This window comes from Solwaraspora sp. WMMA2056 (assembly GCF_030345095.1).
In the GTDB taxonomy this organism is placed as follows: Bacteria; Actinomycetota; Actinomycetes; order Mycobacteriales; family Micromonosporaceae; genus Micromonospora_E.
The window spans coordinates 1,600,129-1,613,814 of the sequence record NZ_CP128360.1; the positions used below are offsets into that span (position 1 = coordinate 1,600,129).

The following is a 13,686-nucleotide window of genomic DNA, read 5'->3' on the forward strand; positions in this document are numbered from 1 at the left end:
ACGGTCACAGGGGGTACAACGACCGAACGTTACGAAAGCCACGGTCATCCACCCGGCTGGTGTCCGGCGGCCGCTGAACGGCTACCGTCAGACGGGCCGGGCGCGACCTGCGACGGTGAATGTGAAGGGGCGGGCACCGTGACGGAGACACCGACGATGCGCCTGGCCGCGATGGTCGGCGGCGTCGTGTTGACGCTGTTCGCCGGGTACGCGCTGGGTCGTGCCGTCGACGCCCCGACCAGCCTCGGTACGCAGGTCGCCGCCGGCTCCGCGGACCACACCCACCCGGCCGGCACCGCGCCGCACGTGCATGGCTCCGACACCGGTACGGGCACCGGCTCCGGTGCCGACGGCCAGGTCTCCGGGCTGTCGGTGAGCCTCGCCGGCTACACGCTGGTGCCGGAGCAGACCCAGCTGCCCGTCGGCGACGAGGTCGATCTGCGGTTCCGGATCGTCGGCCCGGATCAGCGAGCGGTGACCGACTTCGCGGTGGTGCACGACAAGCCGATGCACCTGATCGTGGCCCGCCGGGACCTGACCGGCTTCCAGCATCTGCATCCGGAGCTGGCGTCGGACGGCACCTGGAGCATTCCGCTGCGGCTGACCGCGCCGGGCGTCTGGCGGATGTACGGCGACTTCACCGTCACCGACCCGGCCGGTACGCCGGTGGCGTTGACGCTCGGCGTCGACCTGGTCGCGGCCGGGGACTACCAGCCGGTCGCGTTGCCGGCGGCGTCGGACACCGCCCAGGCCGGTGAGTTCACCGTACGGATGCAGGGTGTCCCGCAGCGCGGGGTCGTCGCGCCGCTGCTGTTCCAGGTGAGCGCCGCCGACGGCGCGGCGCCGACGCTGGAGCCCTACCTGGGTGCGTACGGGCACCTGGTGGCGTTGCGCGCCGGTGACCTCGGCTATCTGCACGTGCACCCGGAGGCCGAGCTGGTCGACGGGGCGGTGAAGTTCTGGCTGACCGCGCCGAGCGCCGGCGACTACCGGCTGTTCCTGGATTTCCAGGTGGCCGGGGTGGTGCACACCGCCGAGTTCACCGTGACGGTCAGCTGACCGCTGTCGCCGGAGGTCATGCGTCGCCGGAGGTCGTGCCGGCGGCGAGCAGGGTCTGCAGCCGGGGCGTCACGTTCCACTGGTCGACCAGTTCGGCGTAGGCCCGCTGGTGGGCCGGGGAGTCCGGTACGCCGCCCCGGCGGGCCCGCAGCAGCAGGTTGCGCGGGGTGTGCTGGGAGTCGATGAACTCGACGACGTCGACCCGGTAGCCGGCGGCCCGGAGCAGGGTGGCGCGCAGCGTGTCGGTGAGCACGTCGGCGAAGCGTTCGCGCAGGATGCCGGCGGAGACCAGCGGCCCGTACGGGTGGGGTGCCGGTTGGCGGCGCAGCTGTGCGGCGATGTCGTGGTGGCAGCACGGGGCAGCCAGGACCCAGCGGGCCTGCCAGGCGACGGCGCGGGCGAGCGCGTCGTCGGTGGCGGTGTCGCAGGCGTGCAGGGCGAGCACCAGGTCCGGTGGCGGGTCGACGACGGCCTGTTCGATCGTGCCGGCGACGAAGGTGACCTGGTCGGCGTAGCCGAGTTCGGCGGCGAGCGCGGTGTTGCGGCGGCGCTGGTCGGTGCGGACGTCGACGCCGGTGACGACCGGTTCGGCGCCGGCGTCGACGAGGTACCGGTAGGCGGCGAAGGTCAGGTACGCGTTGCCGCAGCCCAGGTCGACGACGCGCAGCGGCCCGGTGGGCAGCGGGTCGGGCAGGGTGGCGGCGAGGGCCCGCAGGAAGGCGTCGACCTGGCGGCGTTTCGCCGCGCTGGCCCCGATCGCGGTGAACAGCGGGTCGTCGGGGTCGAGCAGGTACTGCTTGGCCCGGTCGTGTCCGGCGGGTGCGGTGGCGGCCCGGTCCGCCGTCGACCGGTGCAGCTGGGCGGCGCCCTTCTTGGTGACCCGCAGCTGCACGGTGCTGTCGGTGGTCTCGACGTGCCAGTTGCCGAACGGTTCGGCGAGCAGTTCGTCGACGGCGGCTTCGGCTGGTGGGCCGGGTGCGACGTTGCGGGTCAGCGGCCGGGTGCCGTCGGTGGTGACGATCTGCAGGTGGGTGCCGGCGCGCAGGGTGACCGGCCGGAGTTGGGCGCGGGTCACCGACGGGGTCCGGCCGCGTTGCCGGCCGGCGGCGACGGCCCGGGTCAGCTGCGGGCTGAGCAGCAGTGCCCGGATGTCGGCGAGTGCGTCGGTGAGGGACTGCGACATGGTTGTCATGATCCGGGGTCCGTCCCGGCGGGCGTCGCCCGGCCCGGTCGGACCCCGGAAACTGGTCAGTTCTCGCTGCCGCCGCTGTCCTGGCTGGCGCTGCCGCCGCCGGCCTGGGCGCTGCCGCTGCGGGTACGCCGGCGACGTCGGCGCGGCGCGGCGCCGCCGGTGTCGGCCGCGCCGGTGAGGTGTTGGTCGGCCGTGACCTGGGTGTCGGTGGCGGTACGGGCGGCCGGGACGGCTGCGGCGGTGCTGCCGGCGGTGTCGGTGCCACCGTCGACGAGCTGACCGGCGCGGCGACGGCGGCGGGGCCGCCGCGCGCGGGTGCCGCCGGCGTCCTCGCTGGCGTCGGTCGGCGTACCGGCGGTCAGGTCGGTGTCGCCGTCGGCTGCGCCGGTGCGTGACCGGCCACCGGCCCGGGACCGGTCACCGGAACGGTCGCTGGAGCGGGACCGGTCGCCGGAGCCGCGCCGGGAGCGGCCTTCGCCGCGCGGGCCCCGGTCGGACCGGGCGCTGGAGTCGCCGCGTCGCCGGCCACCGGGAGAGCGGCCGCCGAGGTCCTCTTCGACTTCGGCACCGAGCCCCGCGCGGGTCCGTTCGGCGCTGGGCAGCGTGCCGGAGACCTCCCGGGAGATGTCGAGGTCGGCGTAGAGGTGGTCGGAGGTGTGGTACGTCTCCGGCGGTTCGGGCATGTCCAGCCCGAGGGTCTTGTCGATGATCCGCCAGCGGGTGGTGTCCTCCCAGTCGACGAAGGTGACCGCCACTCCGGTGGCGCCGGCGCGGCCGGTCCGCCCGATCCGGTGGGTGTAGGTGTCCTGGTCTTCCGGGCAGTCGTAGTTGATCACGTGGGTGACGCCGGAGACGTCCAGGCCGCGGGCGGCGACGTCGGTCGCCACCAGGATGTCGATCTTGCCGGTACGGAAGGCGCGCAGCGCCCGTTCCCGGGCTCCCTGGCCGAGGTCACCGTGTACGGCGGCGACCGCGAAGCCACGGAAGTCGAGGTCCTCGCTGACCCGGTCGGCGGCCCGCTTGGTCCGGGTGAAGATCATCGTCAGGCCACGCTCCTCGGCCTGCAGGATCCGGGCGACGATCTCGATCTTGTTCATCGGGTGGGTGCGGTAGACCACCTGGCGGGTCAGCGGTGCCGTACCGGCGATCGTGGCGTGCCCGGCGTGGATCGTCACCGGCTGGCGCAGGAAGCGCCGGGACAGCGCGACGATCGGGTCCGGCATGGTGGCCGAGAAGAGCATCGTCTGCCGGTCCTCGGGCAGCATCGCCAGGATCCGCTCGACGTCGTCGAGGAAGCCCAGGTCGAGCATCCGGTCGGCCTCGTCGAGCACCAGGGCCCGGATCCGGTCCAGCCGCAGCTTCTTCTGCTTGGCCAGGTCCATCAGCCGGCCCGGGGTGCCGACGAGGATCTCGACGCCGGCCTTGAGCGTCTCGATCTGCGTCTCGTAGGCGACGCCGCCGTAGATCGGCAGGACCCGGACGCCGCGCGTACTGCCGGCGGCGGCGAGGTCCTTGGCGACCTGCAGGCCGAGTTCGCGGGTGGGGACGACGACCAGGGCCTGCGGTACGCCGTCGGCGCCCTCGCCGGGGGCGAAGACCCGGTCGACAAGCGGTACGCCGAAGCCGAGGGTCTTGCCGGTGCCGGTGGGTGCCTGCCCGATCAGGTCGGTGCCGCGCAGCGCGATCGGCAGCGCGTACTCCTGGATCGCGAAGGTGTGCACGATCCCGACCTCGGCCAGCGCGGCGACCGTTTCCGGCCGCGCGCCCAGCTGGGCGAAGGTGGGGCTGTCCGGGCGGACCGGAGGACGTTTCGCCGGCTCGTCGTCGGTGGGGATATCGGTGAAGTCAGTCATCTGGTGTCGGGGGTGCCCTCTCGTGGTGCGCCCCGCATGCGTCGTGAGGGCGCGAATCGGATGTCGGCGCCGCCAGGGCGCCGCTGGTGTCCAGTGCCGGTACGGCACCGTTTGGGTTCAGTGCCGGTACGGCACCGTTTGGGTTCAGTGCCGGTACGGCACCGTCGTGGTTCAGTGCCGGTACGGCACCGGCGAGTAGCGGTGCCGGGTCGGCGCGGATGGTCCGGGTGACGTCGACGCGGCCGGGTGTGTGGATGCGGCGGTGCGTCAACTGACGGCGCTGGCCACACGCGATCGACAGGTCGCGGGCCGCACGCGCGCCGCGAACCCCGCGCGAGCAATCTCGACGGCCGCAGCATTTGCTGACCATCGTAGCCCACCGCCAGCGTCGACGTGGAAAAACCTCGGCGGCTGACCGGGTGACCGGAGCGCGATGGTGTGATTCGAGTCACCGGGAGTGGTGGCAGCAGGCGGGTCCATCGTGATGGACGACACATGCCTGCGTGTCGCCGGATGCTGCCGACAGCGTACGGCGGATGCGCGGCCACGCATCCGCCGACGGTGTCGGCACCCGCTGACGAGCAGCCGCTCAGCGGGTCACGGCGACGTCAACGTACGGTGAAGCCGACCGATCGGGGTGCGGCCTCGGCGATCTCGACGTAGGCGATCTTGGCCACCGGAACGATGACCCGTCGGCCACGCTCGTCGGTCAGTGACAGAGTCCCCTCGGTCGCGATTGCCTGGGTCACGATCTGCTCGATCTCCGCCGGAGACTGGGAACTCTCCAGAACGAGCTCACGCGGCGCGTACTGCACGCCGATCTTGACCTCCACGGGTCCTCCTTGAGGTGGGCGAAAACAGCGCCATCGCGAAGGTTAGCCGATGCGCGCGCACTGCGTTCAGGATGCCTCGCCCTGTAGTGGAAATCCGGCGATCCCACGCCAGGACAGCGCGGCGAGCAACGACTCCGCCTCGCCCTTGGGTACCTGCCGGCCACCGGCGAGCCAGAACTGGGCGGCGGTCTCCGCCGCCCCGACCAGTCCGGAGGCGAGCAGCTCGGCGCGGGACCGGCTCACCCCGGTGTCGGAGATGATGGTGTCGGTGATGGCGGCGATGCACTCCCGCTCGACCCGTTCGACCCGGGCCCGTACGGCCGGCTCGTTGCGCAGGTCGGAATCGAAGACCAGCCGGAACGCGCCGCTCTCCTCGTCGACGAAGTCGAAGTACGCCTGGACCGCGCCGCTGACCCGTTCCTTGTTGTCACTGGTGGCGGCCATCGCCGCCGCGACTTTGGCGATGATCGAGTCGCAGTGCGTGTCGAGAAGCGCCAGATACAACTCCAATTTGCCCGGAAAATGTTGGTACAGCACTGGCTTGGACACCCCGGCACGCTCCGCGATGTCATCCATCGCCGCCGCGTGGTAACCCTGTGCTACAAACACCTCCTGTGCGGCGGCGAGCAGTTGCTTACGGCGTGCGGAGCGCGGCATCCTCGCCGGCCGGCCGGCCGTCTGTGCGCCGCTCGACGCAGCGGTCATGTCGAACCTCCGAGTCCGGGTGGAACGATCTGGTCGGCGTATGAACGAAACGATCAGTGCATATCACCTGGCCGGTCAATTAGCCCGACGTTGCAACTTATCGCCACTGTCAGCACACGGTAGCCTCAGCGGGGGCGACCGAGGAGCGCACGGTGGACGAATCAGGTGAACCCCGCGGGGCCGCACCGGGACCAGACGATGGCGGAGCGGACTCGCGAGGCCGTCGTGACCAGGGAATGGGCAGTTGGGCGGGGTCGCCGACGAGGTGGTCGGACGGGTCCGGCATCGAGCCGGAAGGAGAGCGGTCCGGGACCGGCTGGACGTCGTCCGGTGCCCCGGGCAGCGCGGCCAACTGGGCCGATCCGCCGTCGCGGTACGCCGAGGTGCTGCCGTTCACCCGTACCCCGCGCAGCGGATCCACCCGGGGCCGGCTGGGCGCCGACACGGGGCGGGTGCTGTCCGAGCCGGTGAGCGCCAGCCCGTACCCGACGGGCCAGGGTGCCGCCCGCGAGCAGGCCGTGGTGCCGACCCCGCGTCCGGCGCCGGCCGGCGAGACGGTCGACGGGTCCGTCCAGCGCACCGACGGCTACCGTCCGGAGCGCGCCGACGGCCAGCGGCCGGACCGCGCCGACGGCCACCGTCCGGACCGCGCCGACGGCCACCGTCCGGACCGTCCCGGCTCCGACGACGACCGGACCGCGCCGAGCGCCAGCCGGGACACCGGTGGCGACGCCCCGCGTCGCCCGGCCGAACCCGCCCGACCGGTGCCGACCCCGGTGAACTCGCCGCCCCGGTGGCAGGAGACCGCCCGCGTGGTGCCGTCGACGCCGCTGCGGCCCGTGCCGGTCGCCTCGGCGACGCCGGTGTCGCCGGCCGCGCCGCGCCCGGTCCGCCCCGGCACACCACCCGGTTTCCAGGGCCCGACGGGGGCCGGCCCGGCAATCGAGGACGACCGGTCGCCCCGACGGCCGGGCGGCGGCGACAGCCGTCGCGCCGACGGTGCCCCGATGCGCCAGGAAACCACCGCGTCGGCCGACGACCGTCAGTCCGGCCCCGACCCGGCCGACTACGGTGCGGCGCGGGCCGACCGGTCCACCGACCGGGTGACCCGACCCGACCCGGGTGGGCCCGGCACCGGCCAGCCCGGCACCGCCGGACCCACGTCCGCGCCACCGGTCAGCGGGGCCCCGGCCTGGGCGCGGCCGTCGACCAGCGTCGGCGCGATCCGCCAGCCCACCGGCGAATGGCCCCGGCAGAGCAGCACCGGTGCCTGGCCGCAACAACCGACCGGGGACTGGGACCGGCGCGGCGACGCCGGCGACTGGCCCGGCCGGTCCGGTGCCGACGACTGGGACCATCCGCGTGCCGGCGACGCCGACCAGCCGCAGGCCGGGTCGCCGCAGGTCGGATCCGAGCCGTACGGCGGTGGCGCGCCCACCTCCGGCGGGCCGACCGGCGACGTCGGACCGGACTGGTCGTACGGGCAGAGCTGGGCGCCGACACAGCCGGAGTGGGCCGGCCCGGACGCCGATCAACAGTGGACATCTCAGGAGTCGGCCGGGCCGCGGCCCTGGTCCGACGGCCCGGCACCCGACTGGTCCGGTCCGACGTCGCAGACCGCTCCAGCGTCGCCGCACGGTCCGACGCCACAGCATGGTCCGACGTCACCGACCGGCCCATCGTCACCGCACGGGCCGACCGCGCAGCACGGTCCGTCGGCGCAGCACTGGTCCGACGACGCCGACCGTGGCTGGTCGCCGCCGGAACAGCCGCGCTGGCAGTCGAGCGGACCCACCGCCGAGTCCCCGCCCTGGCCGCCGGCCGAGTCCGGGACCGACCGGCCCTGGCCGTCGGCCACCGACTTCGGACCGGCCGGGCCCGGCGGCTTCGGACCCGACGATTCGGCACCACCGCCCGCACCCGACGCCGACCTGTCCACCCCGATCGCCGCTGCCGCGCTGGACTCGCTGCCGCAGCGGGTCCCAGCCGACCCGGACGTGCCAACTGTGCCGCAACCTCCCGCGGTGGAACCCTCGGCGGAAACGCCGGAACTTGCCCGGATCGCCTCCCACCTGCGTCGGGGCGACTCCGCCGGGCAGCCGCAGGAGCGGCCGGAAGGCTTCGACGTCAACGCCATCCTGGCCGCCGTACGGGGCGTCGGCGGGGTGCGGGACGCCTCCTTGCGGACCACCGAGGCCGGTGCGCACAGCCTGCGCCTGGACCTGTCCGAAGGTGCCGACCCGGCCGAGGTGAGCCGGATGGTGGCGCGGCTGCTGCAGGAACGCATGGGGCTGGCGGCGGCACCACAGAACCTGCCCGGTGCCGATCTCGGCGGCGGGTTGCCCGCGTTGCCGACCCGGGGCCGGGCGTCCGCTCCGCTGCCACCGGCGCCGCCGCCGGCCGCCGCGCCGGGCTGGTCGCACCCGGAGCCGGCGGACGTGCCGCGCCGGCGCCGCCCCGGTCAGCGACCCCAACCGGAGTACGGCGACCCGCCGCCGACCGCACCGGCGGAGCCGGCGGCAGTGAGCTGCCCGGACACCTCCACCGCACCGGCGAGCGGGCCGCCGCGCCCGCTGAACCCCGGTGGCCGCCCAGGTCCCCGGGTGGTGCTGGACCACGTGCAGGTCTCCACGTTCGGCGTGGACGCCACCGTCGAGGTACGGCTGACCGCCGGGCCGCGTACCACCTCCGGTGTCGCGACCGGGCCGGCGGTCGACGGCTACGTGCTGCGGCTGTGTGCGGTCGCCGCCGCGTCCGCGATCGAGGAGCTGCTCACCGGCCCGGCCGGGGCGTTCGACCGGGGGCGGTGCTTCGTGGAGCACGCGGCCGTGGTGCCGATGGGCGGCTGCGAGGTGGCGGTCGTCGTCGTACTGCTGGCCTGTGGTGGCTGGGTGGAGCAGCTCGCCGGTTCGGCGGTGGTCTCCGGTGACCCCCGGCAGGCTGTGGTGCGCGCCACGTTGGCGGCGGTCAACCGCAGGTTGGACGCCCTGCTGGCCTGATCCGACACGCCGTACCGGGTGTGGGTTGTGGCAAGGTGGACGGCGATGTCCGCCAGTGATGCCCGTCGCGCCCGTCGTCCCGGCCACCGCCGGGCCGCGCGCTTCCAGCCCGCGCGGTCGCGGGCTGCGCGCTCCCGGACCGGCCGGCCCCGGTCGCGGTGGCAGCGGCTGCGCTGGCCGGTGCTGACGGCGGCGCTGGTCGCCGCGATCGGGTTGGGCGTGATCGGGGTCGCGCTGCCCCGGGTCGGCGGCTGGGACGTGCTGGCCGCACCGGTGGGTGTCGGGCGGTCGACCGCCGTACCGCCGGGGTCGCAGTCGCCGACCCCGGCGCCGAGTGCCGCACCGACGAGCGCCGCCCCGCCGCCGACGACGGCGCCCCCGCCGCCGGTGTTGCAGGTGCCGGGTGCGGTGCCGTCGGTCGGCACCGGCGACTTCGCCTTCGGTGCCACCCAGGGCGACATCGCCGGCCGGTCCGGCACGCTGCGTCGCTACCGGGTGGCGGTGGAGGTCGGCGCGGACGAGGACGTCGAGGCGTTCGGCGAGATCGTCGACCGGACGTTGGCCGACCCGGGCAGCTGGACCGGCGGCGGCCAGTGGCGGTTGCAGCGGGTCCCGGACCGGGCCGGGCACGACTTCACCGTCTACCTGGCGACGGCGCAGACGGCGTACCGGATGTGCCAGGCGGGCTGGGTGGACATCCGCATCGACGGGGTGCCGTACACGTCCTGCCGCGCGCAGGGCAAGGTGATCATCAATCTGGACCGGTGGCGGCGGTCGGTCGACCACTACGTGCAGGCGCAGGTACCGCTGGACGTCTACCGGACGTACGTGCTCAACCACGAGGTCGGGCACGAGCTCGGGCACGGTCACGAGCGCTGCCCGGGTGACGGCGAGCCGGCACCGGTGATGATGCAGCAGACGCTGTTCCTCAACGGATGTGTGGCCAACCCGTGGCCGTTCCTGGCCGGGGAGCGGTACGCCGGTCCGCCGCTTTAGACCCTGCCCGACTGACGAAACGTCGGAGGATACGGGGCATTTGGTCAGATTGACCTGCTAAGTCGGTGACGCCCGCGCGTCGCCACGGTCAGGTGCATATGTCATGACAATCTGTGCGCATCAGGCGAGCTGTCAGGAGGGGCGGTCACCGTGCGCAAGATCCAGTCAACTGCGAACATCCGGACGTCGGCCTCCGCCAGCGGTCGACGGTCGGTCCGCGACGATGGTCGACGGTCGGCCCCCGACCCGGCGCGTCGCCGTGAGCTGCACGGCCGCCGCCGACGGGTCGGCGTACTCGCGTTGGTCACGGTCGCGGCGACGCTGATCGGGGTCGACCTGCTGCACGCCGGTGCCGACGCCGAGGGCCGACTACCGGCCGCCGTCCGCGAGCCCGGCCCCGGCGGCGCTGCCGACGCCGACGCCCCGGACAGCGGCAGCCCCGACGGCGCCGCCGCGCTGCCACCGGTGATCGCACCCGCCCCGAACGGCACCCCCGACCCCGACGCAACCGGCGGCGCCGACGCGCCCGACGCGCCCGACGCGCGCGGCGGGCCGCAGGCACCGCCGGCCAGCTACCCACAGGCCGGGACCGGCACCTTCGGCTACCTCACCGGCTCCGGGCCGGTGCTGGGCTGGGCCGGTGAACTGCGCCGGTTCCGCATCGCCGTCGAGGACGGCATCGGCCAGCGGGCCGACGAGTTCGCCGGGATCGTCGACGCCACCCTCGGCGACCAGCGCAGCTGGGTCGCCTCCCGGCAGTTCCGGCTGCAGCGGGTCTCCCGCGCCGACGCCGCCGAGTTCACCATCTACCTCGCCTCGCCGGCCACCTCCGAGCAGATGTGCGCACTCGGCGGCCTGTCGACCGAGCAGTACACCTCCTGCCGACTCCCCGGCCAGGTGATCATCAACGTGGCCCGGTGGCTGGAGGCCGTACCGCACTTCGACGCCCCGCTCGCCGAGTACCGGGCCTACGCGATCAACCACGAGGTCGGGCACCAGTTCGGCATGTTCCACGAGGTCTGCCCGGCACCCGGGCGGCCCGCCCCGGTCATGCAGCAGCAGACGTACGGGATGCAGGGCTGCGTCGCCAACGGCTGGCCGTACCTCGACGGCAAGCGGTACACCGGGCCACCGATGGTCTGAGACAGCTGATCGCAGCGGGGCAGCCCGGTATTCCCGGATCCCGGATGGCGGGCGGTGTCGCTGCTCATGGCCGGCCGGCCGCGAAGCGAGCAACAATAGCGCAGCCACCATTGCCGATCCCGGGGAGTTCACCGTGTCGTTGCCCCCGCTCGTCGAACCCGCCGCCGAGCTGACCGTCGATGAGATCCGCCGCTACTCGCGGCACCTCATCATCCCGGACGTCGGCGTCGACGGCCAGAAACGCCTCAAGAACGCCAAGGTCCTCTGCGTCGGCGCGGGTGGCCTCGGCTCGCCGGCGCTGATGTACCTGGCCGCCGCCGGCGTCGGCACGCTGGGCATCATCGACTTCGACACCGTCGACGAGTCGAACCTGCAGCGTCAGGTCATCCACGGCCAGTCCGACATCGGCCGGCCCAAGGCCGAGTCCGCCGCCGCGTCGGTCCGGGAGATCAACCCGTACGTCGACGTACGGATCCACAACGTGACCCTGGACAACGACAACGTCTTCGACATCTTCGGCCAGTACGACCTGATCCTCGACGGCACCGACAACTTCGCCACCCGTTACCTGGTCAACGACGCCTGCGTGCTGCTCGGCAAGCCGTACGTGTGGGGCTCGATCTACCGGTTCGACGGCCAGGTCAGTGTCTTCTGGGACCAGCACGGCCCGAACTACCGGGACCTCTACCCGGAGCCGCCGCCGCCCGGCATGGTGCCGTCCTGCGCCGAAGGTGGCGTGCTCGGCGTGCTCTGCGCCTCGATCGGGTCGGTCATGGTGACCGAGGCGATCAAGCTGATCACCGGCATCGGCGAGCCGCTGCTCGGCCGGCTGATGGTCTACGACGCCCTGGAGATGTCCTACCGGGTCATCAAGATCCGCAAGGACCCGAACGGCGAGCCGATCACCGGCCTGATCGACTACGACGACTTCTGCGGCGCGGTCTCCGCCGAGGCCGAGGAGGCGGCCGTCGACTCGACGATCACCCCCCGCGAGCTGAAGGAGTGGCAGGACGCCGGCAAGGACTTCTTCCTGGTCGACGTCCGGGAGCCCGCCGAGTACGAGATCGTGAAGATCCCCGGCTCGACGCTGATCCCCAAGGGTGAGTTCCTCACCGGGGAGGCCCTGGCGAAGCTGCCGCAGGGCCGGCAGATCGTGCTGCACTGCAAGTCCGGCGTACGGTCGGCCGAAGCCCTCGCCGCGGTCAAGGCCGCCGGGTTCGCCGACGCCGTCCACCTGCAGGGCGGCGTGGTCTCCTGGGTCAAGCAGATCGACCCGTCGTTGCCCAGCTACTGACGCCGCTGCCCAGCTACTGACACCGCCAGGCCACTGACCGGACGACGCCCCCGGGGATCTGGTTCATCCAGGTCCCTGGCCGGCTAGTTGACCTTGACTGACTTACCGAGGCAGGAATCCGGACCCGCCGGTAGCCTGTCGTCCGTGGTCGATATGGATGCCGCCATCGGGTTCGTCGTGGCGCACGGGGACACCGTCGATCGGGCCCGGCTGTCGTGGCTGCGTACCGGTGCCGCCCCGCAGCCGGATGTGCTCACCAGCGCCGAGATCGGGCAGGCCTCAGACGGGGGCTGGCCCGCCTTCTGGGCCGGTGACGTCGCCTCGGTCGACGCCACCTGCTTCCGCCTCGCCGAGCTGGACGACCTCGGCGCGCTGCACCGGCCACCGGCCCGCAAGGCCCTCGACTGGCTGGTCAGCCGGCAACGCGACGACGGCAGCTGGGAAGAGGACGAGTCACTGGCCGCCGAGGCACCCGAATGGGCCCGCCCCGGCGACCCGGAAGCCACCTACTACCTGACCGCCAACGCCGGCTACTGGCTCAGCGTCGCCGACGACCCCGCCTATCGGGACGCCGCGCAGCGCGCCGCCGGCTACCTGGCCGCCCAGATGCGCCCGGACGGCACCTGGCCGTCGTACCTGCTGGCCGGCTGGCTGGCCGCCGCCACCCTCTACCGGCAGACCATGTTCTACGAGTCGGCCCGGATGCAGGTGGTGCTCAACGACCGGCTCGCCACCATGACCCCCGGCGACGTCGCCCAGCTCGCCGCCGCCCTGCGCCGCGCCGGCCTCGCCGACGACGACTGGCTGCTGGTCAACGCCCGCCGCCGGCTGGCGGCCACCCAACGCAGCGACGGCGGCTGGGACAGCGACTCCGGCGACGCCTTCGAGGTGCACGCCGCCCTGGCCGCCATCCGCGCCTGCCGCTGAGCACCCACCTCTGTGTGAGCCCTGTCACCGTCGCAGGGGTCTTCTTCGGGTACGCACTCAGATCGGTCAGCGGCGCACCCGATAGCGCAGGTGAAGCACCCGGTTGCCCTGAACAACTACGTCTGGGCCTTCCAGCAGGTGCTGCGCGTCGACGGAGCCGAAGTAACGCTTACCGGACCCAAGCACCACGGGTGCGACGTCCATGCGTACCTCGTCGACCCAACCTGCGGCGAGCGCCTGGCCGCCGACGTCGCCGGCAGCGAACTCGACAGTGCGGTCACCCGCAAGCTCCCGCGCCCTGGCTACGGCCGCCTCGATGCCGTCGACAAAATGGAACGGCGCCTGGAGGTCCCAGCCCTCGGGCGCACCACGGTGACTCACCACGACCACATGGTCGATCCCACTCGGAGGCGTCCCATCCCAGCCGTCGGTGATGTCGAAGGAGCGACGACCGGCGATGGTCACCCCGACCTCGTCCCAGTACGGCCGGACGTAGTCGAACGAAGCCTGCGACACCTTCAGAACGCCACCGTCGTCCAACGGCACGTCACCGCTGACCAGCCACTCGAAGATCGGACCGGGATCGTCGTTCTCAGCCGCGATGAAACCATCGACCGAAACCGACGCGTTCATGACCACTTTCCCCATGGATTCCTCCTCTGTTCGGAGTCCCAAGTCTTGCGCG

General features: G+C 73.0%; 11 protein-coding genes. 6 read left to right on the forward strand and 5 right to left on the reverse strand.

Annotated features, from left to right (window positions below):
• The first annotated feature begins 138 nt into the window (after positions 1–138).
• On the forward strand, positions 139–1,059 hold the full coding sequence (locus O7608_RS07360; RefSeq protein ID WP_289209249.1) for a DUF8832 domain-containing protein: 921 nt from the start codon (positions 139–141) through the stop codon (positions 1,057–1,059).
• 16 nt (positions 1,060–1,075) lie between these two features.
• Here the strand turns inward: O7608_RS07360 and O7608_RS07365 are convergent, their stop codons facing one another.
• The 4 genes from O7608_RS07365 to O7608_RS07380 form a co-directional block, all read right to left on the reverse strand.
• Positions 1,076–2,242, reverse strand: a complete 1,167-nt coding sequence (locus O7608_RS07365) for a class I SAM-dependent methyltransferase (protein ID WP_289209250.1) — start codon at positions 2,240–2,242, stop codon at positions 1,076–1,078.
• 65 nt (positions 2,243–2,307) lie between these two features.
• Entirely contained in the window at positions 2,308–4,104 is a 1,797-nt protein-coding gene (locus O7608_RS07370) for a DEAD/DEAH box helicase (protein ID WP_289209251.1), read from the reverse strand.
• 608 nt (positions 4,105–4,712) lie between these two features.
• A complete protein-coding gene (locus O7608_RS07375) occupies positions 4,713–4,937 on the reverse strand; it encodes a DUF3107 domain-containing protein (protein ID WP_282224089.1) in 225 nt (74 codons plus the stop codon).
• Positions 4,938–5,003: 66 nt separating this feature from the next.
• Complete coding sequence (locus tag O7608_RS07380; protein ID WP_282224088.1) at positions 5,004–5,642, reverse strand: TetR/AcrR family transcriptional regulator; 639 nt, start codon at positions 5,640–5,642, stop codon at positions 5,004–5,006.
• 236 nt (positions 5,643–5,878) lie between these two features.
• Here O7608_RS07380 and O7608_RS32120 point away from each other — a divergent pair, with 236 nt between their 5' ends.
• The 5 genes from O7608_RS32120 to O7608_RS07405 all read left to right on the forward strand — a co-directional run bounded on the left by O7608_RS32120 (position 5,879) and on the right by O7608_RS07405 (position 13,001).
• Positions 5,879–8,641 carry a hypothetical protein gene (locus O7608_RS32120; RefSeq protein ID WP_289209252.1) on the forward strand — a complete coding sequence of 921 codons (2,763 nt, stop codon included), beginning with the start codon at positions 5,879–5,881 and terminating at the stop codon, positions 8,639–8,641.
• A gap of 45 nt (positions 8,642–8,686) precedes the next feature.
• Positions 8,687–9,637 carry a DUF3152 domain-containing protein gene (locus O7608_RS07390; protein WP_289209253.1) on the forward strand — a complete coding sequence of 317 codons (951 nt, stop codon included), beginning with the start codon at positions 8,687–8,689 and terminating at the stop codon, positions 9,635–9,637.
• 150 nt (positions 9,638–9,787) lie between these two features.
• A complete protein-coding gene (locus O7608_RS07395) occupies positions 9,788–10,780 on the forward strand; it encodes a DUF3152 domain-containing protein (RefSeq protein WP_289209254.1) in 993 nt (330 codons plus the stop codon).
• 133 nt (positions 10,781–10,913) lie between these two features.
• Positions 10,914–12,074, forward strand: coding sequence for an adenylyltransferase/sulfurtransferase MoeZ (moeZ, locus tag O7608_RS07400; protein WP_289209255.1), 1,161 nt, complete (start codon positions 10,914–10,916; stop codon positions 12,072–12,074).
• A gap of 153 nt (positions 12,075–12,227) precedes the next feature.
• Entirely contained in the window at positions 12,228–13,001 is a 774-nt protein-coding gene (locus O7608_RS07405; RefSeq protein ID WP_289210817.1) for a prenyltransferase/squalene oxidase repeat-containing protein, read from the forward strand.
• Between the two features lie 66 nt (positions 13,002–13,067).
• On the opposite strand, the gene O7608_RS07410 is transcribed toward O7608_RS07405, so the two are convergent.
• On the reverse strand, positions 13,068–13,649 hold the full coding sequence (locus O7608_RS07410) for a dihydrofolate reductase family protein (RefSeq protein ID WP_289209256.1): 582 nt from the start codon (positions 13,647–13,649) through the stop codon (positions 13,068–13,070).
• Positions 13,650–13,686: the final 37 nt, after the last annotated feature.

What these genes read in the sequence shown, in the direction of transcription:
- O7608_RS07365 (WP_289209250.1), bottom strand. Translation starts at nt 2,242, where the DNA reads ATGTCGCAGTCCCTCACCGACGCACTCGCCGACATCCGGGCACTGCTG.
- O7608_RS07370 (WP_289209251.1), bottom strand. Translation starts at nt 4,104, where the DNA reads ATGACTGACTTCACCGATATCCCCACCGACGACGAGCCGGCGAAACGT.
- O7608_RS07380 (WP_282224088.1), bottom strand. Translation starts at nt 5,642, where the DNA reads ATGACCGCTGCGTCGAGCGGCGCACAGACGGCCGGCCGGCCGGCGAGG.
- O7608_RS32120 (WP_289209252.1), top strand. Translation starts at nt 5,879, where the DNA reads ATGGGCAGTTGGGCGGGGTCGCCGACGAGGTGGTCGGACGGGTCCGGC.
- O7608_RS07390 (WP_289209253.1), top strand. Translation starts at nt 8,687, where the DNA reads ATGTCCGCCAGTGATGCCCGTCGCGCCCGTCGTCCCGGCCACCGCCGG.
- O7608_RS07405 (WP_289210817.1), top strand. Translation starts at nt 12,228, where the DNA reads ATGGATGCCGCCATCGGGTTCGTCGTGGCGCACGGGGACACCGTCGAT.
- O7608_RS07410 (WP_289209256.1), bottom strand. Translation starts at nt 13,649, where the DNA reads ATGGGGAAAGTGGTCATGAACGCGTCGGTTTCGGTCGATGGTTTCATC.